The 21,447-nt window shown below is 69.6% G+C and carries 15 protein-coding genes; 7 read left to right on the top strand and 8 right to left on the bottom strand.

Features of this window, described 5'->3' with window-relative positions:
• Positions 1–37: 37 nt before the first annotated feature.
• Complete coding sequence (locus ACZ6AA_RS03565) at positions 38–1,666, bottom strand: peptide ABC transporter substrate-binding protein (protein ID WP_468480535.1); 1,629 nt, start codon at positions 1,664–1,666, stop codon at positions 38–40.
• 372 nt (positions 1,667–2,038) lie between these two features.
• On the opposite strand from ACZ6AA_RS03565, the gene ACZ6AA_RS03560 reads away from it, so the two are divergent.
• Entirely contained in the window at positions 2,039–2,632 is a 594-nt protein-coding gene (locus ACZ6AA_RS03560) for a hypothetical protein (RefSeq protein WP_471456053.1), read from the top strand.
• Between the two features lie 97 nt (positions 2,633–2,729).
• On the opposite strand, the gene ACZ6AA_RS03555 is transcribed toward ACZ6AA_RS03560, so the two are convergent.
• From ACZ6AA_RS03555 to ACZ6AA_RS03525, 7 genes are all read right to left on the bottom strand, one after another.
• Positions 2,730–3,887, bottom strand: coding sequence for an ABC transporter ATP-binding protein (locus ACZ6AA_RS03555; protein WP_468451422.1), 1,158 nt, complete (start codon positions 3,885–3,887; stop codon positions 2,730–2,732).
• Positions 3,880–4,938: an ABC transporter ATP-binding protein gene (locus ACZ6AA_RS03550; RefSeq protein WP_468451420.1), complete on the bottom strand. Its 1,059-nt coding sequence runs from the start codon at positions 4,936–4,938 to the stop codon at positions 3,880–3,882. The genes ACZ6AA_RS03555 and ACZ6AA_RS03550 overlap by 8 nt, the downstream gene beginning before the upstream one ends.
• Before the next feature lie 11 nt (positions 4,939–4,949).
• Entirely contained in the window at positions 4,950–5,912 is a 963-nt protein-coding gene (locus ACZ6AA_RS03545; protein ID WP_471456051.1) for an ABC transporter permease, read from the bottom strand.
• Positions 5,905–6,834, bottom strand: coding sequence for an ABC transporter permease (locus tag ACZ6AA_RS03540; protein ID WP_471456049.1), 930 nt, complete (start codon positions 6,832–6,834; stop codon positions 5,905–5,907). The genes ACZ6AA_RS03545 and ACZ6AA_RS03540 overlap by 8 nt, the downstream gene beginning before the upstream one ends.
• An 89-nt stretch (positions 6,835–6,923) precedes the next feature.
• Positions 6,924–8,546, bottom strand: a complete 1,623-nt coding sequence (locus ACZ6AA_RS03535; RefSeq protein WP_471456047.1) for a peptide ABC transporter substrate-binding protein — start codon at positions 8,544–8,546, stop codon at positions 6,924–6,926.
• 476 nt (positions 8,547–9,022) lie between these two features.
• Positions 9,023–10,930: a translational GTPase TypA gene (gene typA, locus ACZ6AA_RS03530; RefSeq protein WP_468451412.1), complete on the bottom strand. Its 1,908-nt coding sequence runs from the start codon at positions 10,928–10,930 to the stop codon at positions 9,023–9,025.
• Positions 10,931–11,065: 135 nt separating this feature from the next.
• Positions 11,066–13,378, bottom strand: a complete 2,313-nt coding sequence (locus ACZ6AA_RS03525; protein ID WP_471456044.1) for an ABC transporter family substrate-binding protein — start codon at positions 13,376–13,378, stop codon at positions 11,066–11,068.
• Positions 13,379–13,766: 388 nt separating this feature from the next.
• On the opposite strand from ACZ6AA_RS03525, the gene ACZ6AA_RS03520 reads away from it, so the two are divergent.
• The 6 genes from ACZ6AA_RS03520 (at position 13,767) to ACZ6AA_RS03495 (ending at position 21,433) form a co-directional block, all read left to right on the top strand.
• A complete protein-coding gene (locus ACZ6AA_RS03520; RefSeq protein ID WP_468451408.1) occupies positions 13,767–14,087 on the top strand; it encodes a hypothetical protein in 321 nt (106 codons plus the stop codon).
• Between the two features lie 34 nt (positions 14,088–14,121).
• Positions 14,122–14,955, top strand: coding sequence for a hypothetical protein (locus ACZ6AA_RS03515; protein WP_468480529.1), 834 nt, complete (start codon positions 14,122–14,124; stop codon positions 14,953–14,955).
• Positions 14,956–16,899, top strand: coding sequence for a fumarate reductase/succinate dehydrogenase flavoprotein subunit (locus ACZ6AA_RS03510; RefSeq protein WP_468451404.1), 1,944 nt, complete (start codon positions 14,956–14,958; stop codon positions 16,897–16,899).
• Positions 16,896–17,735, top strand: coding sequence for a succinate dehydrogenase/fumarate reductase iron-sulfur subunit (locus tag ACZ6AA_RS03505; protein ID WP_471456041.1), 840 nt, complete (start codon positions 16,896–16,898; stop codon positions 17,733–17,735). Before ACZ6AA_RS03510 ends, ACZ6AA_RS03505 begins: the two co-directional genes overlap by 4 nt.
• A gap of 124 nt (positions 17,736–17,859) precedes the next feature.
• Positions 17,860–19,131: an alpha/beta hydrolase family protein gene (locus ACZ6AA_RS03500; protein WP_468451400.1), complete on the top strand. Its 1,272-nt coding sequence runs from the start codon at positions 17,860–17,862 to the stop codon at positions 19,129–19,131.
• Positions 19,132–19,228: 97 nt separating this feature from the next.
• Positions 19,229–21,433 carry a TPM domain-containing protein gene (locus tag ACZ6AA_RS03495; RefSeq protein ID WP_471456037.1) on the top strand — a complete coding sequence of 735 codons (2,205 nt, stop codon included), beginning with the start codon at positions 19,229–19,231 and terminating at the stop codon, positions 21,431–21,433.
• The last annotated feature ends 14 nt before the right edge of the window (positions 21,434–21,447 follow it).

Genomic DNA, 21,447 nt, shown 5'->3' with positions numbered 1-21,447 from the left:
CGCCCGGCGAAGGCGCCGAACGGCCGCTCCACCGACGTCAGTTGACCTTGATCTCCGAGTAGACCGGCACGCTGAACTGGTTCAGCGCGACGTCGGAGACCCGGTCCGAGTAGCCGGCGCTGCCGTTCTGGTACCAGAGCGGGATGGCGGGCATGTCCTTGGCGAGGATCTTCTCGGCGTCCTGGAACTTGGTGACGGCCTTGGCCGCGTCCGTCTCCCCGTTGGCCTCGTTGATGAGCTTGTCGAAGTCCTTGTTGGAGTACTTGCCGTCGTTGGAGGAGGCGTCCGTGTAGTAGTTCGGCTCAAGGAAGTTCTGGATCAGCGGGTAGTCCATCTGCCAGCCCGCGCGCCAGGCCCCGTCGAGCTTCTGCTGGGACGCCTGGCTGCGGAAGTCGGCGAAGGTGCCGATGGGGTTGCCGACGCAGGCCTTGTCGTTGCCGAGGGCCCGGTTGATGGAGTTGCAGACGGCGTCCACCCACTCCTTGTGCGAGCCGGTGTCCGCGTTGTACGAGATCTTCAGGGTGCCGCCGGGGATGCCGCCGCCCTCCTCGACCAGCTTCTTCGCCTCGGCCGCGTCGTACTCGCACCAGTCGCCGCAGGCGCTGTCGCTGTAGCCGCCGTCCTCGCCGAGCACCGGCGAGGTCCAGTCCTTGGCGGGCGTGCGGGTCTTCTGGAAGATCGTGTCGGTGATCTGCTCACGGTTGATCGCCCGGGAGAGCCCCTGCCGGACCTTCTCCGCGCCCGCCTTGTCCCACTTCTTGTCGTAGAAGGGGAAGGCGAGGGTCTGGATGATCCCCGCGGGGGTGTTGATGTACCGGTCCCCGAGGTCGCTCTTCACGTTCTTCAGCTGCGAGGCCGGGACGTCGTCGACCAGGTCGAGGTTCCCCGCCATCAAGTCCGTGTAGGCGGTGTTGTTGTCCGTGTAGACCTTGAGGTCCACGCCCCCGTTCTGCGCCTTGTCGTCCCCCTTGTACCCGTCCCACTTCCTGAGCTCCATCTTGGAGCCCTTCTGGTACGACTTCACGGTGTACGGGCCGTTGCCGACGGGCTTGGACAGCCAGGCCGCGTGGTCGTCGAAGAACGCCTTGGGCAGCGGCGCGAAGGAGGGGTAGCCGAGGGTCTCGGGCCAGGTGGAGAACTTCTGCGTGAGCTTCACGGTGAAGGTCCTGGGGTCGACGACCTTGAGCCCGGACAGGGTCTCGGCCTTCGCGTCCCCCTTCTCCGGGTGCACCTCGCCGTACCCCTCGATGTACCCGAAGAAGTAGGCGTTCTTCTGGTTGTTCTTGAGGTGCGCCCCGTAGTTCCACGCGTCGACGAACGACTTGGCGGTGACCGCCTCGCCATTGCTGAACTTCCACCCGTCCTTGAGCTTGACGGTGAAGTTCTGCGAGTCCTTGCTCTCGATGGACTCGGCGATCATGTCCTTGGCCTCGCCGGTCTTCGGGTCGTACCGCTTCAGCCCCCGGAAGACCATGTCCAGGACCTTGCCGCCCTGCACCTCATTCGTGTTCGCGGGCTCCAGCGGATTCTGCGGATCCCCCCAGGAGGACCCCACCACCCCGGAGCCGTCGCCGCCACCACCGCCGCTCCCACCCCCACAGGCCGTCGCCGCGAGTGCGACGGCCACCGCACCAGCGGCCCACTTGGCGTGCGTGGCTCCACGCATGGAGTGCCTCCTCGATCGCTCTGCGCGCCGACTGTGCGCGCGTTACCGCAAATATCGCGGCAGAGCGGACGAACCGCACATTTAGCCCGGCCGTATGAGGGGGACGCCATCCGGATGCAGTACGGGCTACCGCCCTCGGCCATGAGCCACTGCGCCGCGGCGCGGGAGGGACGGTCTTGGCAATCCGAGCTCGACTCGCAGGCCGAATAGACCCGAGCTCGCAGGACCGATTTCATGTCGCGAAATAGCCAATAATCACAGCGAGTAGCCTCAATTTTACCTCAAGTCACTGGATTCATGCATGTCCCACCCATAGCCTGAGCACGCAATGCAGTCGGGGAGCGACTGAAGGTAAACGATGGTAGGAGAAAAGTGCGTATACGTAAGACCGCATCACTGACCATCACCGCCGCTCTGGCGGTGGGCACCCTCACCGCCGCCGGCCCCGCGACCGGGGCCGAAAGCGGCACGAAGACCACGGCGCAGGCGCCCGCCATGTCGCCGCCCGCCGCTCGAGGCATGCCGACGGGGACGGTCTCCGTCGCCAAGGTGAAGAACGGCGGCCAGAAGGTCTACTCGGCCAACATCGGCCTCAACAGCCGCGGGGAAGAGCACTGCCAGCCCACCTCCGTCACGATGGAGAAGGTGGTCTGGAACCTCGGGAAGGTGACGCGCAAGTCCGCGCGGGTCAAGTCCGTGAAAGTGCGCTACTACAACGAGCGCAAGTTGAATGTCGGCTCGGCCTACCTGAATGACGGGAACAACCACGAGAAGTGGCGCAAGGCATGGGGATGGCGGATCCCCAAGGGCGAGGTATGGCGCACCTATAAGATCAACAAGACGACCAAGTTCGCCAAGAACAAGCCGCTCAACTTCATGCTGCACGTGCAGCTCAAGGGCGCCAATGAGCCGGTGTGGTGCGCGCCCAAGGTGAAGCTCTATTTCTACCTGAAGCCCAACAGGTAGACGGCTCCCCTCGAAATGGATTGACGTGTGTGGACATGCCCGAGGGTGCCCTGCCGTGCCGAAACACGGGACAGGGCACCCTCGGGCACACGCCGGCTCACGCCGCGTGCACCACGTCCTTCTCCTCCGCGAAGTGGCACGCCGACTCGTGGGCGGCGGGCGTGTCCTTGCCGACGAAGCGCTCCGGGATCGCGAGCAGCGGGACCTCCTCCGCGCACTTGTCCTGTGCCTTCCAGCAGCGGGTGCGGAAGCGGCAGCCGGACGGCGGGTTCGCCGGGGAGGGCACGTCACCGGTGAGGATGATGCGCTCGCGGCCCTCACGGGCCTCCGGGTCCGGGACGGGCACCGCGGAGAGCAGCGCCTGCGTGTACGGGTGCGTCGGGTGATCGTAGATCTGCTCGTCGGAGCCGATCTCGGCCATCTTGCCGAGGTACATCACACCCACGCGGTCCGAGATGTGCCGGACGATCGACAGGTCGTGCGCGATGAAGAGGTAGGACAGGTTGAACTCGTCCTGGAGCTTCTCCATCAGGTTGATGACCTGGGCCTGGACGGACACGTCCAGGGCCGAGACCGGCTCGTCGCAGATGATGATCTCAGGGTTGAGCGCCAGGCCGCGCGCGATGCCGATGCGCTGGCGCTGACCGCCCGAGAACTGGTGCGGGTAGCGGTTGATGTACTCGGGGTTGAGTCCGACGACGTCCAGGAGCTCCTGGACCTTCTGCCGGCGCGAACCCTTCGGAGCCACCTCGGGGTGGATCTCGAACGGCTCCCCGATGATGTCGCCCACCGTCATACGGGGGTTGAGCGAGGTGTACGGGTCCTGGAACACCATCTGGATGTTCCGGCGGACGGCCTTGAGCGCCCGGCCGGACAGCTTGGTGATGTCCTGGCCCTTGTAGAAGACCTCGCCCGCCGTGGCCCGCTCCAGGGTCATCAGGAGCTTGGCGACCGTGGACTTGCCGCAGCCCGACTCGCCCACGATGCCGAGCGTCTCGCCCTGGTAGAGGTCGAACGAGATGCCGTCGACCGCCTTCACCGCGCCGATCTGGCGCTTGACGATGATGCCCTGCGTGAGCGGGAAGTGCTTGACCAGATTGCGGACCTGGAGGATCGGCTCCCCGCGCTCGGCCGGGGCCTCGATCACGGCCACGGCCTCTTCCGGCGTCGCCGCGTCGACCGTCTCGACCTCGGTGACGTTCGGAGTGGCGTCCGTCGGCTCGGCGCCCTCGGCGCCTTTGTTGAGCTCAGCCATGGATCGTCTCCTTCCAGAAGTGGCACGCGCTGCCGCGGCCCACGAGCTCCGCGCCGTCCTGCTCCGTCACCGGAACCAGCGACGGGATCTCCGTGCGGCAGATGTCCTGCGCCTTCGGGCAGCGCGGGTTGAACGCACAGCCGCCCGGAATCTTGAGCAGGTTGGGCGGCAGGCCCTTGATCGCGTAGAGCTCGGAGCCCTTCTGGTCGAGGCGCGGGATCGAGTCCAGCAGACCGCGCGTGTACGGGTGCGCGGGCCGCTTGTACAGCTCGTGCACCGGGGCCGTCTCCACGATCCGGCCCGCGTACATGACGGCGATCTTGTCCGCCACGTCCGCGACCACACCGAGGTCGTGGGTGATGAGGATCAGGCCCATGTTGTACTCGCTCTGGAGCTCCGCGAGCAGGTCCATGACCTGGGCCTGGACGGTGACGTCGAGGGCCGTGGTCGGCTCGTCGGCGATGATCAGGTCCGGCTCCAGGGCGAGCGCCATCGCGATCATGATGCGCTGGCGCATACCGCCGGAGAACTGGTGCGGGTAGTCGTTCACCCGCTCCTTGGCGGCCGGGATCTTCACCCGGTCCATCAGCTCGACGGACTTGGCCTTGGCCTCCTTGCGGGACAGGCCGTCGTGCACCCGGAACATCTCGCCGAGCTGGTAGCCGACGGAGAGCACCGGGTTCAGGGACGACAGCGCGTCCTGGAAGATCATCGCGATCTTGCGGCCGCGGATCTTCCGGCGCTCCTCGTTGGACATCTTCAGCATGTCCTGGCCGCGGAAGAGGATCTCGCCCTGCGGGATCTTTCCGGGCGGCATGTCGAGGATGCCCATGATCGCCTGCGCGGTGACCGACTTGCCCGAGCCGGACTCGCCGAGCACGGCGAGCGTCTCGCCCGCGTCCACGCTGTAGTTGACGCCGTTGACGGCCTTGACCACGCCGTCGCGGGTGTGGAACTCGACGTGCAGGTCCTTCACGTCGAGCAGTCGGCCGCTCTTCTCCTCGCCCGAGCGGGGGGCGGGGACGTCCGCGGTTTTCTCTGTGATCGTCACGTACGCCTCCCTCAGCGCAGCTTCGGGTCGAGGGCTTCGCGTACGGCGTCACCCATCATGATGAACGCCAGCACGGTCATGCTGAGCATTCCGGCGGGGAACAGCAGCACATGCGGGTTGTTCCGGATGAACTGGGTGCCGTCGGAGATGTCACCGCCCCAGGAGATGGCGCCCTCTCCGAGACCGAGGCCCAGGTAGGAGAGCGTCGACTCGGCGACGATGTACGTGCCGAGCGCGATGGTCGCCACGACGATCACCGGAGCGATGGCATTGGGCAGGATGTGCCGGAACAGGATCCGCTTGGTCCCGGCGCCGAGCGCTCGTGCCGCCACCACGTAGTCCGCGTGCTTGGTCGTGATGACCGCACCGCGCATCACGCGGGCGATCTGCGTCCAGCCCAGGAAGGCCAGGGCACCCATCACCACCCAGACGGTGCGGCTGGTGAAGCCGTTGAGCACGACCATGGAGCCGAGCAGGAACGGGATGCCGAAGAACACGTCGGTGACGCGGGAGAGCAGGCTGTCCCAGAAGCCGCCGAAGTATCCGGCGAGCATGCCGACCAGGCCGCCGAAGAAGGTGACCAGGAGGGTCACGCCGACGCCGACCACGATGGAGTTCCGGGCGCCGAACAGGACACGTGCGTAGATGCTGCGCCCCGTGCCGTCGTAACCGAACCAGTCGGCCTGGAAGAAGTGGCTCAGCTCGGGCTTGCCCAGGAAGTGCTTGGCCTGGTCACCGGTCTCCGGGTTCGCGTCGGTGAACATGCCCGGGAAGAGCGACACCACGACGAGGAGCACGATCAGGAGAGCCGAGATCACGAACAGCGGGTTGCGGCGCAGATCCCGCCAGGCGTCGCCCCAGAGGCTGCGGGGCTTGCCCGGCGCGGGGGTCGCGGAGACCACGGCCCCGGCCACCACCTCGTCCTGTGCCGCTGCCGCCCGGTCCGCGGTCGAGGTCTTGGTCAGGTCAGGCATAACGGATCCTCGGGTCCAGGACCGCGTAAAGCAGGTCGACGAGCAGGCTGGCGAGGAGGTACACGAGCACCAGGACGGTCACGATGCCGACGATGACCGCGCCCTCACGGCGGGCCAGCGAGGTGAAGAGCAGGTTGCCGACGCCCGTGACGTTGAAGATGCCCTCGGTGATGACCGCGCCGCCCATGAGGGTGCCGATGTCGGTGCCCAGGTAGGTGACCACCGGGATCAGCGAGTTGCGCAGCAGGTGCCGGGTGACGATGCGCTGCTTGGGCAGGCCCTTGGCCACCGCGGTGCGCATGTAGTCCGCCGAGCGGTTCTCCGCGATGGAGGTTCTGGTCAGTCGGGCGACATAGGCGAGACCGACCATGCCGAGCACGAGTGCCGGGACCAGCAACTGCCCCATGTCCTCGGAGTCCTGCACCGTCGGTGTGATCCATTCCCACTCGTTGCCCAGGTAGAGCTGGAAGAGCAGACCGACCACGAAGATCGGCACGGAGATCACAAGGAGCGTGAACAGCGTCACCGTGTTGTCCACGATGCGGCCGCGGCGGATACCGGCGAACACGCCCAGGGTGATGCCGACGACGAGCTCGAACGTCCACGCCATGGCGGCGAGGCGCGCCGAGACCGGGAATGCCTGCGTGATCTCGTCAAGAATGGGCCTGTTGCCCGCGATGGTGTTGCCGAAGTCCCCTTGGAGCAGGCCCTTCATGTAGTGCAGATACTGCTCCCACAGCGGCAGGTCCAGGCCGCGGTCGTGCTTGATCTGCGCCACCTGCGCCGGGTCCGGCGGCTTGTCTCCCCACAGCGCCCGTACGGGGTCGCCGGGGAGGACGTTGACCATCAGGAAGATCAGCAGGGTTGTCCCGATGAAGACCGGGATCATCTGGAGCAGTCGCCTCGCGACGTAGCGCCCCATGGTGGTGCCTCCGTCCATTGCGGAGCCGTTCGCAAGCGACGCCCGGGATCACCGGGCGTCGCTTCACGTGAACGGAACTCCGGCGACTGCTACTTCTCGAAGACCTGAACCTCGGAGAGGATCGGGTCACCGGCCTGGTCGAACTCGACGTTCTTCACGTTGTTGGAGTACGCGGAGTTCGTCGTGTTGTACCAGAGCGGGATGCCCGGGAAGCTGTTCTTCAGCTCGGCCTCGGCCTGGTTGTACAGGTCGGCCGACTCTTCGATGGTCTTGGCGGCGTCGGCCTTCTTGACCAGCTTGTCGAACTTCGGGTCCGAGAAGCCGCCCTTGTTGCCGTCGACGCCGGTGCCGTAGAGGTCGCCGAGGAAGTTGCCGTTGAACGGGTAGTCGAGCACCCAGCCGGAGCGGTAGATCGACTTGACCTTCTTCTGGTCGCGGATCTCCGTGTCGGCCTGGAAGTCGGTCACCGGGTCACCGACGCACTTGACGCCGGTGTTCTTCTGGATGTCGTTGCACACCGCGGTGACCCAGCCCTTGTGCGGCTGGTCGGCGTTGTACTGGATCGAGATCTTGTTGCCCGGAACGCCGCCACCGTCCTTGATGGACTGCTTGGCCTTCTTCGGGTCGAACTTGCAGAACTCGCCACAGGCGCCGGCCTTGTAGCCCTTCACGCCCCTGGCGACCCAGCCGGAGGCCGACTTGCGGGTGCCGTAGAACGTGGTCTTGGCGATGGTTTCGCGGTCGATCGCCATCGACAGGCCCTGGATGACCTTGACGTCGATGTCCTTCCACTGCTTGGTGTAGAAGGCGGGGTTGATCGTGTTGATCGCCGAGAAGTCCGAGGTGATCGCGCGGTCACCGAAGTCGTTCTTGTAGTTGGAGAGCTCACTGTCCGGGATCAGCGGCATGGTGTCCACGTTGTCCGAGCGCAGGTCCTGGTAGGCCGCGGTCGGCGTCGTGTACGCCTTGAAGTTGATGCCGCCGTTCTTGGGCTTGTCCTCGCCCTTGTAGCCGGACCAGGCCGTGACCTGGATCGACTTCTTGTGCTGCCAGCTCTTGAACTTGTACGGGCCGTTGCCGACCGGCGCCTCGCCGTACTTCTTCGGGTCCTTCAGCGCGGCCGCGGGCAGCGGGAAGAAGGGCTTGTAGACCAGCTTGTAGGCGTAGTACGGGATGCCCGAGTTCAGCGTGATGGTGAAGGTGTTCTCATCGACGACCTTCAGGCCGGACATGGTCTTCGCCTTGGCCTTCCCCTTCTCGGGGTGCACCTTGTCGTAGCCCACGATGTCGCGGTACCAGGAGCTGTTCTGCTGGCCATTGGCCGGGTCGGCGGCCCAGTTCCAGGCGTCCACGTACGACTTGGCCGTGACCGGCGTGTTGTCGTGGAACTTCCAGCCCGGCTTCAGCTTGACGGTCCACACCTTGTTCGCCTTGTCGGGCGTGACCGACTCGGCGTTCTCGTAGGTGATGTTGCCCTGCTTGTCGTAGTGGACAAGACCCGTGAAGAGCGCGTCGATGACGACGCTGCCGTACGCCTCCATGGTGTTGGAAGGCTGCAGGGGGTTCTGCGGCTCACCGTTGGCGTAGCTGACGATCCCCTTGGGGTCGACCTTGCCGCTGCTCTTCTTGTCGTCGCCTCCACCACAGGCAGTAGCGGTAAGCGCCACAACGCCGGCTATGGCGACCCACTTGGCGCTCTTGGCACCACGCATGGGGTTCCTCCTCATGAGTCCACTTGTTCACTACAAGAGGGGGTACGCAGAGCAACGCCGACACCCCTGACGGCGAAGATCGAGTACCCCAGTGTGCTCGTGAGTCGGCGCTCCCCACAGCGCGTGACCCATTGACCCGAGCTATACGCGGTCAACTATTAGCCATGAGGTACGGCCCGACCACACCCTTTTGGTCTCGGTTCAATCACACCTGGCACGTACAACTTCCAAAATCCGGACAAACCGATCCCAGATAGATGGTTGCGAAACGGACGTGTTACACATCTAACGGTCAAGTGGGTCCGCATACCGGACAGATCGCGAGCGAAAACCGGTTGCCAGGCGGGCCGTCGACGGCCCCCGGGGTCGACGCGCGTCACATCGTCACCGTATCGCCCGCCGCAACGCGAGAGGCCGGTTTCGCGCACTCCGGGGAGTGCGCGAAACCGGCCTCAGGACGGTCTCAGCGGGTCGCGTCAGCCGTGCTTGGCGCGCGAGGCCGTGCGGCCGCGCTCCTTCTGGTCCAGGACGACCTTGCGGATGCGCACGGCCTCCGGGGTCACCTCGACGCACTCGTCGTCGCGGCAGAACTCCAGGGACTGCTCCAGGGAGAGCTTGCGCGGCGGGACGATCGCCTCGAAGGAGTCGGCCGAGGAGGAGCGCATGTTGGTGAGCTTCTTCTCCTTGGTGATGTTCACGTCCATGTCGTCGGAGCGCGAGTTCTCGCCGACGATCATGCCCTCGTACACCTCGGTGCCGGGGTCGGTGAACAGCACGCCGCGCTCCTGGAGGTTCGTCATCGCGAACGCGGTGACGGCGCCGGCGCGGTCGGCGACCAGGGAGCCGTTGTTACGGGTCTTCAGCTCGCCGAACCACGGCTCGTGGCCCTCGTGGATGGAGTGCGCGATGCCCGTGCCGCGGGTCTGGGTCAGGAACTCCGTACGGAAGCCGATGAGGCCGCGGGACGGGACGACGAACTCCAGGCGGACCCAGCCGGAGCCGTGGTTCGACATGTTGTCCATGCGGCCCTTGCGGACGCCCATGAGCTGCGTGACCGCGCCCATGTGCTCCTCGGGCACGTCGATGGTCATGCGCTCGACGGGCTCGTACGTCTTGCCCTCGACCTGCTTGGTGACCACCTGCGGCTTGCCGATGGTCATCTCGAAGCCCTCGCGGCGCATCTGCTCGACCAGGATGGCGAGCGCCAGCTCGCCGCGGCCCTGCACCTCCCAGGCGTCGGGGCGCGCGGTGTCGAGGACACGCAGCGAGACGTTGCCGATGAGCTCGCGGTCCAGACGGTCCTTGACCTGGCGGGCGGTCACCTTGCGGTCCTTGACGGCCGCCTTGGCGTCCGCGCCCTTGCCGGTGCCGCCGCGGCCGACCAGCGGCGAGGTGTTCGTACCGATGGTCATGGAGATCGCGGGCTCGTCGACCGTGATCAGCGGGAGCGCGATCGGGTTCTCGGGGTCGGCGAGGGTCTCGCCGATCATGATGTCCGGGATGCCGGCGACGGCGCAGATGTCGCCGGGGCCCGCGACCTCCGCGGGCTTGCGGGTGAGCGCCTCGGTCATCATCAGCTCGGTGATGCGGACGTTGGCGATCGTGCCGTCGCGCTTGATCCAGGCCACGGTCTGGCCCTTGCGCAGCTCGCCCTGCTCGACGCGGAGCAGCGCGATACGGCCGAGGAAGTTGTCGGCGTCCAGGTTGGTGACGTGGGCCTGGAGCGGCGCGGTCTCGTCGTACTCGGGGGCCGGGACGTGCTGGAGCAGCGTGGTGAAGAACGGCTCCAGGTTGGTGCTGTCCGCCGGGACGGTGCCGTCCTCCGGCTTGGTCAGCGAGGCCACGCCGTCACGGCCGCAGGCGTAGACGATCGGGAACTCGATCTGGTCCTCGTCGGCGTCCAGGTCGAGGAAGAGGTCGTACGTCTCGTTCACGACCTCGTCGATGCGCGAGTCCGGACGGTCCGTCTTGTTGATGCAGAGGATGACCGGCAGCCGCTGCTGGAGCGCCTTGCGGAGCACGAAGCGGGTCTGCGGCAGCGGGCCCTCGGAGGCGTCGACGAGGAGGACGACCGCGTCCACCATCGACAGACCGCGCTCGACCTCGCCGCCGAAGTCGGCGTGGCCGGGGGTGTCGATGATGTTGATGGTGATGACGTCGCCGCCATCCTTCGGGTGGTACTTGACGGCCGTGTTCTTGGCCAGGATCGTGATGCCCTTCTCACGCTCCAGGTCGTTGCTGTCCATCATGCGGTCGTCGAGGGACTCAGCGGCGTGCGCGGCGAAGGCGCCCGCCTGCTTGAGCATGGCGTCGACGATGGTCGTCTTGCCGTGGTCGACGTGGGCGACGATGGCGACGTTACGAATGTCGTGGCGCGTGGGCATGCGAGGTGCGCTTCTCCCGGGAGGCTTGGACGGCGGCGCGTACGTCCATTTCGTACGCGTGCCCTGCCGGGCAGACGTGCCACGGCCTTACCCCATCCTACGTGGCCTCGCCGGGAGCGGCTTGTCGGGCTCCCGCTACGGCTTCTTGACCGCCTTCGCTCCCGGCTTCAGGAAGCCCATGTCCTGGTACGTCGGGGTCTCGAAGCCGAAGGCACCCGCGTTGGCCAGATTGGTGCGGGCCGCCACCAGCTGGGGGCGCTGGTAGAGGGGGACGGAGCCCGCCGCCGCCCAGATGCGGGCGTCGGCCTTCTTCACCAGGGAGCGGTTCTCGGACTCGTCCAGCTCGCTCACCGCCTGGTCGAAGAGCTGGTCGATGTGGTCGGTGCCGACGCGGGTGTAGTTCTGCTCGACGTTCAGGGAGCCGTCCGCGGCGGGCACCGGCTTGGCGAAGATCGGGCGGGCGTCGGTCGCGGGGAACGCGGAGGCGGGCCAGGAGTACAGCGCCAGGTCGTACTGGCCGGACGCGATGTGGTCCTTGAAGTAGCTGTCGTCGGCGACCTTGGCGATCTCCGTGCGCACCCCGATGCGCTGCAGCATCCGCGAGATCCGGTCGGCCACCCCGCGCAGCGACTCCGAGCCCGCCCCGGAGGGGAGCACGAAGCGCAGCGTGAGCGCCTTGCCGTCCTTGGCCAGCGGCCCCGCGGCGGCGCCCTTGGCGGCCTTGGGGGCGGCGGTGCCCTTGGGGGCGTACGCTCCCGGGGCGCCACCCTGGGCCTGCTTCTTCGCGTGCTGCTTGGCGTGGCCGCCGGGGTCCTTCTTCTGCTCCTTGTCGGCCTCGCGGCGCGCGGTGAGGGCGTCGGCCTGGCGCATCAGGACGGACTGCTGGTAGGCGGCGGCGCGGGCGGGGCTGAGGAGGGCGGTGCGGGGGTCGCCGGGCTTCTGGTCGTCCTCGCCGACGATGTAGGTGCCGTCGTCGGACTCGGAGCCGGAGCCCGAGCCGGAGCCCGAGCCGGAGTCCGTGTCGTTCTCGGAGGCCTCCGACCCGGCGTCACCCCCGTCGCCGTCCTTCTTCTTGCCCTCCCCCTTCTCCTTGCCCTTCTCCTTCAGGGGGCCGCCGGGGGTCCAGCCCGCGTCGGCGAGGAGGGCGGAGGCCTCCGCCGTGTCCTGGTCGCCGAGGGCGCCGCTGTTGTCGGCGTACGCGTCCTGTCCGGCGAGGGCGAGGTGGCTGCCGACGGGCTCGGCGGGCAGGCCGAGGGGCTTCAGAACCGTTTCCGCGAGTTCGTCGCGGTTCAGGGCGCGGGCGACGGCGCGCCGGACCCGGTCGTCGGCGAGGGGGCCCTCGGAGCCGTTGAGGGCGAGCTGGGTGTAGGCGGGTTCGAGGGACTTGCGGACCACGTAGCCGCGCAGGCCCGACTGTTCCTCGGCGTACCGCTCGACGGCCTTGCGGGTCTTCTTGCGGGCCTCCTGCTCGGTGTCCGCGGCCTCCTCGTCGGAGCCGTGGGCGCGGGCCCAGGAGCGCAGTGCCGCGGCCGGGGTGAGGGCGGCGCCGGGGCCGTGGGCGAGCGGGCCCCCGGCGCCCTTGTCGCGGGCGGCGAGGGCGATGCGGCTGGCCTCGTCGGCGTCGATCTCGGCGAGGTCGACCCTGCCCTCGGCGAGGGCGGCGGCGCGCTTGTCGCGGGGGACGGCGCGCAGGACCAGCTTGTCGAGCTTGGCGGGGCTGCCCCACCAGCGGGGGCTGCGGCGCAGGGTGAGCTCGCCCGCGGCGCGGTCGACGTCCTTCAGGGCGAAGGGGCCCGCGGTGACCTTGAGCTTGGCGCGGGCGCCGTCGTTGAAGGAGTCCGGGGTGCCCATGACGTCCTTCGGGTACAGCGGCGAGAACAGGGAGCGCCAGTCCGCGTAGGGCTTGTCGAAGGTGACGCGCACCTCCAGGTTGTTGGCGCCGCGTTCGATCTTGCCGATGCGGTCGTAGCCGGCGTTGCGGGCGGTCCAGTACGCGCTGTCCTTGCCGGAGAGGGCGCGCCACTGGGCGGCGAAGTCGTCGGCGCCGATCTCGCGGCCGTCGCTCCACACCGCCTGCTGGTTCAGCTTGTAGAGCACGACCTGCTGGGGCTCGCGCTCGACGACCTTCGCGGACTCCAGGAAGTCGGCGTTGGGCTGGGGTCTGCCGCGGGAGTCGAGGCGGTACATGGAGGGGAGCACGGCGCCCGCGACACGGGCGGTGGCCTCGTCCGCGTCGGACTGGAAGGAGTTGAAGGTCTCGGGGAGGGCGTCGACGGCCCACTTCACCGAACCCCCGTCGGCGACCTGGTCCCGGGCCGCGGGGGCGATGTCCTGCCCGGCCGTCGGGGCGCTCGACTCCTCGCCCGAGCCGCACCCGGTGAGGGCGGGCAGCGCGAGGACTCCGGCGGCGAGGAAGACGGCGGATCGCCTGGAGCGGTCGAGGGGCATGACGGGTACCTCCGGGGGTTGCCCGTGCGGGGTGCACGTTTGGCGGTATCGCGGGGGAAATATGGAGTTGATCACACGTATGGCATCCACTGAAGGGGACGGAGTTCTGGCGGGGGCGCCGACACGGCGGGGCGGGCCGGGGAAGCCACCCATGCGGCGCAACATGCCTGCGGCCGCGGCTGTCCCACCGGCCCGGCCCGACGTGTCTCCGACCCTGGGCCGGGGTTGCCCCCGGCGCACGGCGAGAGCACCCCGACCCGGCGCCCACGCCAGAGATCTGACACGGAGGGGTCGAATCCACGCACGTGGGTTCCCAACACGGGATGTGAGGAGCGACACTCTCAGGCGCATGAGCGTTGCCACCGCACCTGTGAAGTGAGGGCAAGTCATGGCTCTGCACGACGATCTGACGGCCATTCAGCGCTGCGTCGACGACCTGGTCCGCACCGTGGGCAAGGTCGAGCAGCACGCGGACGCCCAGCTCGCGGGCGTCGACTTCCGCCGCGTCCGCATGGACACCGAGCACCTGCGCGAGAGCGTCGCCCTGTTGCGCGCGGCCGCCACCTCCGCCGCGGCACCACAAGTCCCACCCACATCCCCGAAGGCCCGCCCCGAGCTGGTCACCATCCCGGACACGCCGTACGACCGGTCCCTGTGGACGGACTCGGACGACGAGGGCCTGGGCGCCCGCGACCGCCGCGCGCCCTAGCGACCGGACCTGTCGACGAAGGAGTGGAGCCTCGTTGGCCACTGGCACGGAACCCCATCTGAAGAAGGGCACGGGCCCCGGCGGCGTACGGCACGGCACGCGCGCCGCCATCACCGCTGCCCATTTGCGGACGGACCGCTGGTGGCTCCAGCCCGCCGCGACCGCCGCCGGACTGTTCGCCTTCGTCGTGTACTCGACGTGGCGGGCGTTCGCGAACGCCGACTACTACGAGGCGCCCTACGTCTCGCCGTTCTACTCTCCGTGCATAGCGGAGAACTGCGAACCGATGCGGAACGGGCCCAACTGGGAGATCTTCGGCAGCTGGTGGGGGCTCTCCCCGGCGCTGCTCATTCTCATCTTCCCGCTGGGTTTCCGCCTCACCTGCTACTACTACCGCAAGGCCTACTACCGCGGCTTCTGGGCGTCACCGCCCGCCTGCGCGGTGGCGGAACCGCACGCGAAGTACACGGGTGAGACGCGTTTCCCGCTGATCCTGCAGAACATCCACCGGTACTTCTTCTACGCGGCGGTGCCGGTCGCGGGCATTCTCACGTACGACACCGTCCTCTCGTTCCGCGACGAGGACTACGAGTGGGGGCACGCCGGGCTCGGCACCCTCGTCTTTCTCGTGAACATCAGCCTCATCTGGGCGTACACGCTCTCCTGCCATTCCTGCCGGCACATCGTCGGCGGCAAGCTCAAGCACTTCTCCAAGCATCCGGTGCGCTATCGGATGTGGCGCTGGGTCGGCTGGCTGAACGGCCGTCACATGCTGCTCGCCTGGGCGTCGTTGATCAGCGTCGCGCTCGCCGATTTCTATGTGTATCTGATCGCTTCCGGCGCTTTCGACGATCCGAGGTTCTTCTAGATGTCTCAAGTAGAGCGGCAGCAGTGGGATGTCGTCGTCGTGGGCGCGGGCGGCGCCGGGCTGCGGGCCGCCATCGAGGCGCGGGAGCAGGGCGCCCGTACGGCCGTGATCTGCAAGTCGCTGTTCGGCAAGGCCCATACGGTGATGGCCGAGGGCGGCATCGCGGCGTCCATGGGCAATGTGAACTCCGGCGACAACTGGCAGGTGCACTTCCGCGACACCCTGCGCGGCGGGAAGTTCCTCAACCAGTGGCGGATGGCGGAGCTGCACGCCCGCGAGGCGCCCGACCGGGTGTGGGAGCTGGAGACGTGGGGCGCGCTCTTCGACCGTACGAAGGACGGCCGGATCTCGCAGCGGAACTTCGGCGGGCACGAGTATCCGCGGCTCGCACACGTCGGCGACCGCACGGGCCTCGAACTCATCCGCACGCTCCAGCAGAAGATCGTCGCCCTGCAACAGGAGGACGAGCGCGAATTCGGCGACTACGAGGCCCGGTTGAAGGTCTTCCAGGAGTGCACGGTCACCCGCATCTTGAAAGAACAAGGCCTGAAGGGCGGCGAGCGGGTTTCGGGCGCTTTCTGCTACGAGCGCGAGAGCGGGCGTTTCTTCGTCGTCGAGGCGCCGAGCGTGGTGCTCGCCACCGGCGGTATCGGCAAGTCCTTCAAGGTGACGTCGAATTCGTGGGAGTACACCGGTGACGGGCACGCCCTCGCGCTGCTCGCCGGGGCTCCGCTCCTGAACATGGAATTCGTGCAGTTCCATCCGACCGGAATGGTCTGGCCGCCGTCGGTGAAGGGCATCCTCGTCACCGAGTCCGTGCGCGGCGACGGCGGTGTGCTGCGCAATTCCGACGGCAAGCGCTTCATGTTCGACTACATCCCGGACGTCTTCAAGGAGAAGTACGCGGAGTCCGAGGAGGAGGGCGACCGCTGGTACGACGACCCGGACCACAACCGCCGCCCGCCCGAGCTGCTCCCCCGCGACGAGGTGGCCCGCGCCATCAACTCCGAGGTGAAGGCGGGCCGCGGCTCCCCGCACGGCGGGGTGTTCCTGGACGTGTCGACGCGCATGCCCGCCGAGGTCATCCGGCGCCGACTGCCGTCCATGTACCACCAGTTCAAGGAGCTGGCGGACGTCGACATCACGGCCGAGGCGATGGAGGTCGGGCCGACCTGTCACTACGTGATGGGCGGCATCGCGGTCGAGTCGGACACGGCGGCGGCGCGCGGTGTGCCCGGCCTGTTCGCGGCCGGTGAGGTCGCGGGCGGCATGCACGGCTCCAACCGGCTCGGCGGCAACTCCCTTTCCGACCTGCTGGTGTTCGGGCGCCGGGCGGGTCTGTACGCGGCGCGGTACGCGGACGGCCTCGCCACCGCCCCGGTCGTGGACGACGCCCAGGTGGACGCGGCGGCCGCCGAGGCGCTGCGCCCGTTCAGCGCCGAGGGCCCGGAGGCGGGCACGGCGCCCGAGAACCCGTACACCCTGCACCAGGAGCTCCAGCAGACGATGAACGACCTGGTCGGCATCATCCGCCGCGAGGGCGAGATGGCACAGGCCCTGGAGAAGCTCGCGGAGCTGCGCCAGCGCGCCCGCAGGGCCGGGGTCGAGGGGCACCGCCAGTTCAACCCGGGCTGGCACCTGGCGCTCGACCTGCGCAACATGCTCCTGGTCAGCGAGTGCGTGGCGCGGGCGGCCCTGGAGCGCACGGAGAGCCGCGGCGGGCACACCCGCGAGGACCACCCGGGCATGAGCCGCGACTGGCGCCGCGTGAACCTGCTGTGCGCCCTCGCCGACCCGACGGGCGTCCTCGCGGTGAGCGACCCGGCCCGCGGCCAGATCGACCTCACCCGGGTCACGACCGACCCCATCCGCCCCGACCTGCTCGCCCTCTTCGACAAGGAGGAGCTGGTCAAGTACCTCGCCGAAGAGGAGCTCTACGAGTGAGTACGAGGACGACTTCCGGCACGGGTTCCGGCGCGGCCGCGGACGGGGGCGGCGGCGAGGGCTCGGGGGCGTACGACGCGCGCTTCCGGGTGTGGCGCGGTGACGTCGACGGCGGTGACCTGAAGGACTTCACCGTCCAGGTCAACGACGGCGAGGTGGTCCTCGACATCATCCACCGGCTCCAGGCCACCCAGGCCCCCGACCTCGCCGTGCGGTGGAACTGCAAGGCGGGCAAGTGCGGTTCGTGCTCGGCGGAGATCAACGGCAGGCCGCGCCTGATGTGCATGACCCGCATGTCGGTCTTCGAGCGCGACGAGGTCATCACGGTGACGCCGCTGCGCGCCTTCCCTGTGGTGCGGGACCTGGTGACGGACGTGGGCTTCAACTACACGAAGGCCAGGGAGGTCCCGGCGTTCGTACCGCCGAAGGAGCTCGGCCCGGGCGAGTACCGCATGATGCAGGAGGACGTGGACCGCTCCCAGGAGTTCCGCAAGTGCATCGAGTGCTTCCTGTGCCAGGACACCTGCCATGTGGTGCGTGACCACGAGGAGAACAAGGCGGCCTTCGCCGGGCCCCGCTTCCTCATGCGCGTCGCCGAACTCGACATGCACCCCCTGGACGCGGCCGCCGCCACCGGCCTCGACCGCAAGGCGACCGCCCAGGAGGAGCACGGCCTCGGCTACTGCAACATCACCAAGTGCTGCACGGAGGTGTGCCCCGAGGGCATCCACATCACCGACAACGCGCTGATCCCGCTGAAGGAGCGGGCCGTCGACCGCAAGTACGACCCGCTGGTCTGGCTCGGCAACAAGATCCGGCGGCGGCCGACGGCGTAGGGACCGCCGGATCGATCCCCCGGCACCGGCGCGACCGAGGAATCCGAGGTGGGGGTAATCCCCCAGCTCGGATTCTCCGGTTTCCTCCATGGTGGCGGGCGCGGGGCGGGACCAGCATGGAGGCATGAACTTTCGCGATCTTCGCCCGTCCCGTTCCCGTACCCGCAGGGGCGCGCTCGCCCTGGGGCTCGCCGTGGCCACCGTGCTCGCCGCCGGGGCGGCCGCGCCGGTGTCGGCACTGGGCCCGGGCAAGGCCCCGGCGGCGCACGGCGTACGGGCCGAGCTGCCCGCGCCCACCGGTCCGCACGCCGTCGGTACGTTCTCGACCCGCCTGGTCGACCGCTCGCGGCACGACCCGTGGGTCGCCTCGCAGCCGTACCGGGAGCTGATGGTGAGCGTCTGGTACCCGGCGCGGGCCACCGGCGGGCACCGCATCGCGCCGTACATGGCGAAGGGCGCCGCCGCGCGCTGGAACGCGGCCGCGCCGCACGGGATACCGAAGGACGCCGTGGACTGGGCGGGCATGCGGACGCACGCACGGGAGGGCGCGCCCCTGAAGCGCCCGGCCACGGGCGACCGGCGGTTGCCCGTGCTCGTGTACAGCGCCGGTGCCAACGACCCCCGCACCTGGGGCACCGCCCTCGTCGAGGAGATGGCGAGCCGCGGCTACGTCGTGGTGACCGTCGACCACACCTACGAGTCCCCGGGCGTCGCCTTCCCCGACGGCTCGGTGAAGACCGACAAGCCGCTGCGGGACGCGCTCGCGCAGACCCCGCAGGAGAAGCTGCCCCAGCTCATGAAGAAGGTGCTCGACGCCCGCGTCGCCGACGACAAGTTCGTGCTCGACCGGCTCGGCGCGCTGCCGCACGGCGTGGGCACGGCGATCGACCGGGACCGCGTCGGCATGTTCGGGCACTCCGCGGGCGGGATGGCCGCCGCCGAGACGATGTACGAGGACAAGCGCGTCAAGGCGGGCGTCGATCTGGACGGCACCCTGGAGCACAACGCGGAACCCAAGGGGACCAACCTCACGCCCGTCGCCCGGCACGGCCTGGACCACCGGCCGTTCCTGCTGATGGGCCGCGACGGCAGCGACCACACCACCGAGCCGTCCTGGGGCTCCTTCTGGAAGCACGGCACCGGCTGGAAGCGGGACCTGAACCTGCGCGGCTCCAAGCACCAGACGTACACCGACCTCGCGTCGGTCCTGCCGCAGGCCGGAGTGGGGCGCGCCGTGGTCGAGGCGAACATCGGCACCGTCGATCCGGCGCGCGCCACGGCCGCCCAGCGCGCGTACGTGGCCTCGTTCTTCGACCGCTGGCTCGGCGGGCGCGACGACCACCTCCTTGACGGGCCTTCGCCGCGCCACCCGGAGGTCCGGTTCGTGGAGCCGTAGGGGGCTCGCGGGGTCGGGGCGTGCGGGGCGGGGCGGCGACGGGGGTGCCGCCCCGCCCCGGTCGCGTGACCCCATGGGCGGTCATACGCTGCCACATGTGACGCCGTCCTCCCGCGCCCCGTCGCACATATCCGCGCGGGCGGCGGCCGCCGTGCTGCTGCTCTGGTGCTGGCTCGTGCTGTCGGCGCCCCCGGCGGGCGCGGCGCCCGCCCAGCCCGCCGCGCCCCGCGTGCCCGTCGCACTCCATGCGCCCGCCGCACCCGCCGACGACCCGGTCCGCCTCGACCGCGACGGCCAGATCACCGACCGCACCGACGCGCTCGGCGACCGCCGCGCGGCCGTGGCCACCGCGCTCGACCGGCTCTACGAGGAGCAGCGGATCCAGCTGTTCGTCGTGTACGTACGCGACTTCTCCGGGCGGTCCGCGCAGAGCTGGGCCGACACCACCGCCGACCGCAACGGGCTCGGCGCCGACGACGTGCTGCTCGCCGTCGCCACCCACGACCGGCAGTACGCCTACTCCGTCGACGCGGCCGCCCGGCTCACCGACGGCCCGCTGCGGGACGTCGCCGCCACCGCCGTCGAGCCCGCCCTGCGGCGCCACGACTGGGCGGGAGCCGCCGTCGGCGCGGCGAACGGGTACGCGGCGGTGCTCGACGGGCAGCGGGTGGTGGCGCCGACGATCACCCCGGGCGAGGCGGACCCGGGCGGGGGCGCCGTGGGCGGCGAGGACGACGGGGTGGCGGGTGACCTGGTGCTTCCGGTGGTCGCGGCCTGCGCGGCGGGCGGCTTCGCCCTGGTCGCGTACCGGCGTCGGCGGCGGCGCCTCACCTCCCGTACGACACCCGGCGGGGGCACCGGCGCCGGACCCGAGCCGCTGCCCGCCCTCGACGCCCGCGCCAGGGCCCTGCTCGTCGGGACCGACGACGCGGTGCGCACCAGCGCCGAGGAACTCGGCTTCGCCACCGCCCAGTTCGGGGAGGAGGCCGCGCGGCCCTTCACGGCCGCCGTGGCCGCCGCGCGCGACGAGCTGACGGCCGCCTTCCGGTTGCGACAGGAGCTCGACGACGCCTACCCGGAGGACGACGCGACCCGGCGCCGCATGCTCGACGAGATCGTCGCCCGCTGCGCCGAGGCGGGCCGCCGCCTGGACGCCGAGGCCGCGGCCTTCGACCAGCTGCGCGCCCTCGAACGCGCCGCGCCCGCCGCCCTCGACCACGCCGAGACGGTGTTCCAGCAGGTCAGCGCCCGCACCCTCGACGCCGAGAGCACCCTGAAGGACCTGCGCGCCCGCTACTCCCCCGGCGCGAGCGAAGCGGTTGTCGGCAACGTCGAACAGGCCAAGGACCGGCTCGTGTTCGCCACCACCCAGCTGCACCAGGCCCGGACGGCCGTCGACGGCGCCGACAACGGCACGGCCGCCGTCCATCTCCGCGCGGCCGAGGGCGCCGTCGACCAGGCCGACACGTTCCTCACGGCCGTCGAGCGGCTCGCCGGTGAACTCGCCCGGGCCACGGGCCGGTTGCCGGGCGCCCTGAGCGAGGCGGAGGCCGACCTCGCGGAGGCACGCGGGCGGCTCACCGGCGCGGGTGGGGCGCCCGACGCCGACCTGCGCGGACGCGTCGCCCGCGTCGAGGCCGTCACCGGCGAGGTCCGGCGGGCCCTCGCCTCCGGGCCCCACGACCCGATCGACGCCCTGCGCCGGGTGGAGGAGGCCGACGCCGCACTCGACACCGCCCTCTCCGACGCCCGCACCCGCGACCACGCCGAAACCCGCGCCCGCGCCCTCCTCGACCAGGCCCTCCTCACCGCCCGCAGCGCCGTCGCCGCCGCCGCGGACTACGTCACGACACACCGCGGCGCGGTGGGCAGCGCGTCCCGGACGCGGCTGGCGGAGGCGCAGAGGCATTTGGAGAGGGCTGAGGGGATGGGGGGTGGGGTGGGGGTTGGCGGTACGGCTGCTGTGGCCTGGCGTGGGGGCGGCGGCGAAGCCGGAGGTGGCGGTCAGGCTTCCGTCGCGCTCGCCGAGGCCCGGCGTGCCGACTCCCTCGCCCGTGAGGCCCAGGCGCTCGCCGAGCGGGACGTCCGGGCCTACGGCAATCCGTACGGCGGCGGGGGCCGTGGCGCGGGCGGGACGGGCGGTGCCGTCCTCGGTGGGATCGTCCTCGGGCAGGTCCTCGGCGGCCTCGGGCGCGGGGGCGGCTTCGGGGGGACGGGCGGGGGCGGCTTCGGCGGGGGCGGGCCCGGGAGCTTCGGCGGGGGCGGGACCCGGGGCCGCAGGGGCGGAGGCGGACGGTTCTGAGACTCGTACGCGCA

It is taken from the genome of Streptomyces sp. NPDC040610 (assembly GCF_055594065.1).
Note: the sequence above shows the minus strand (reverse complement) of the source record. Positions and strands in the feature narration are given on the sequence as shown.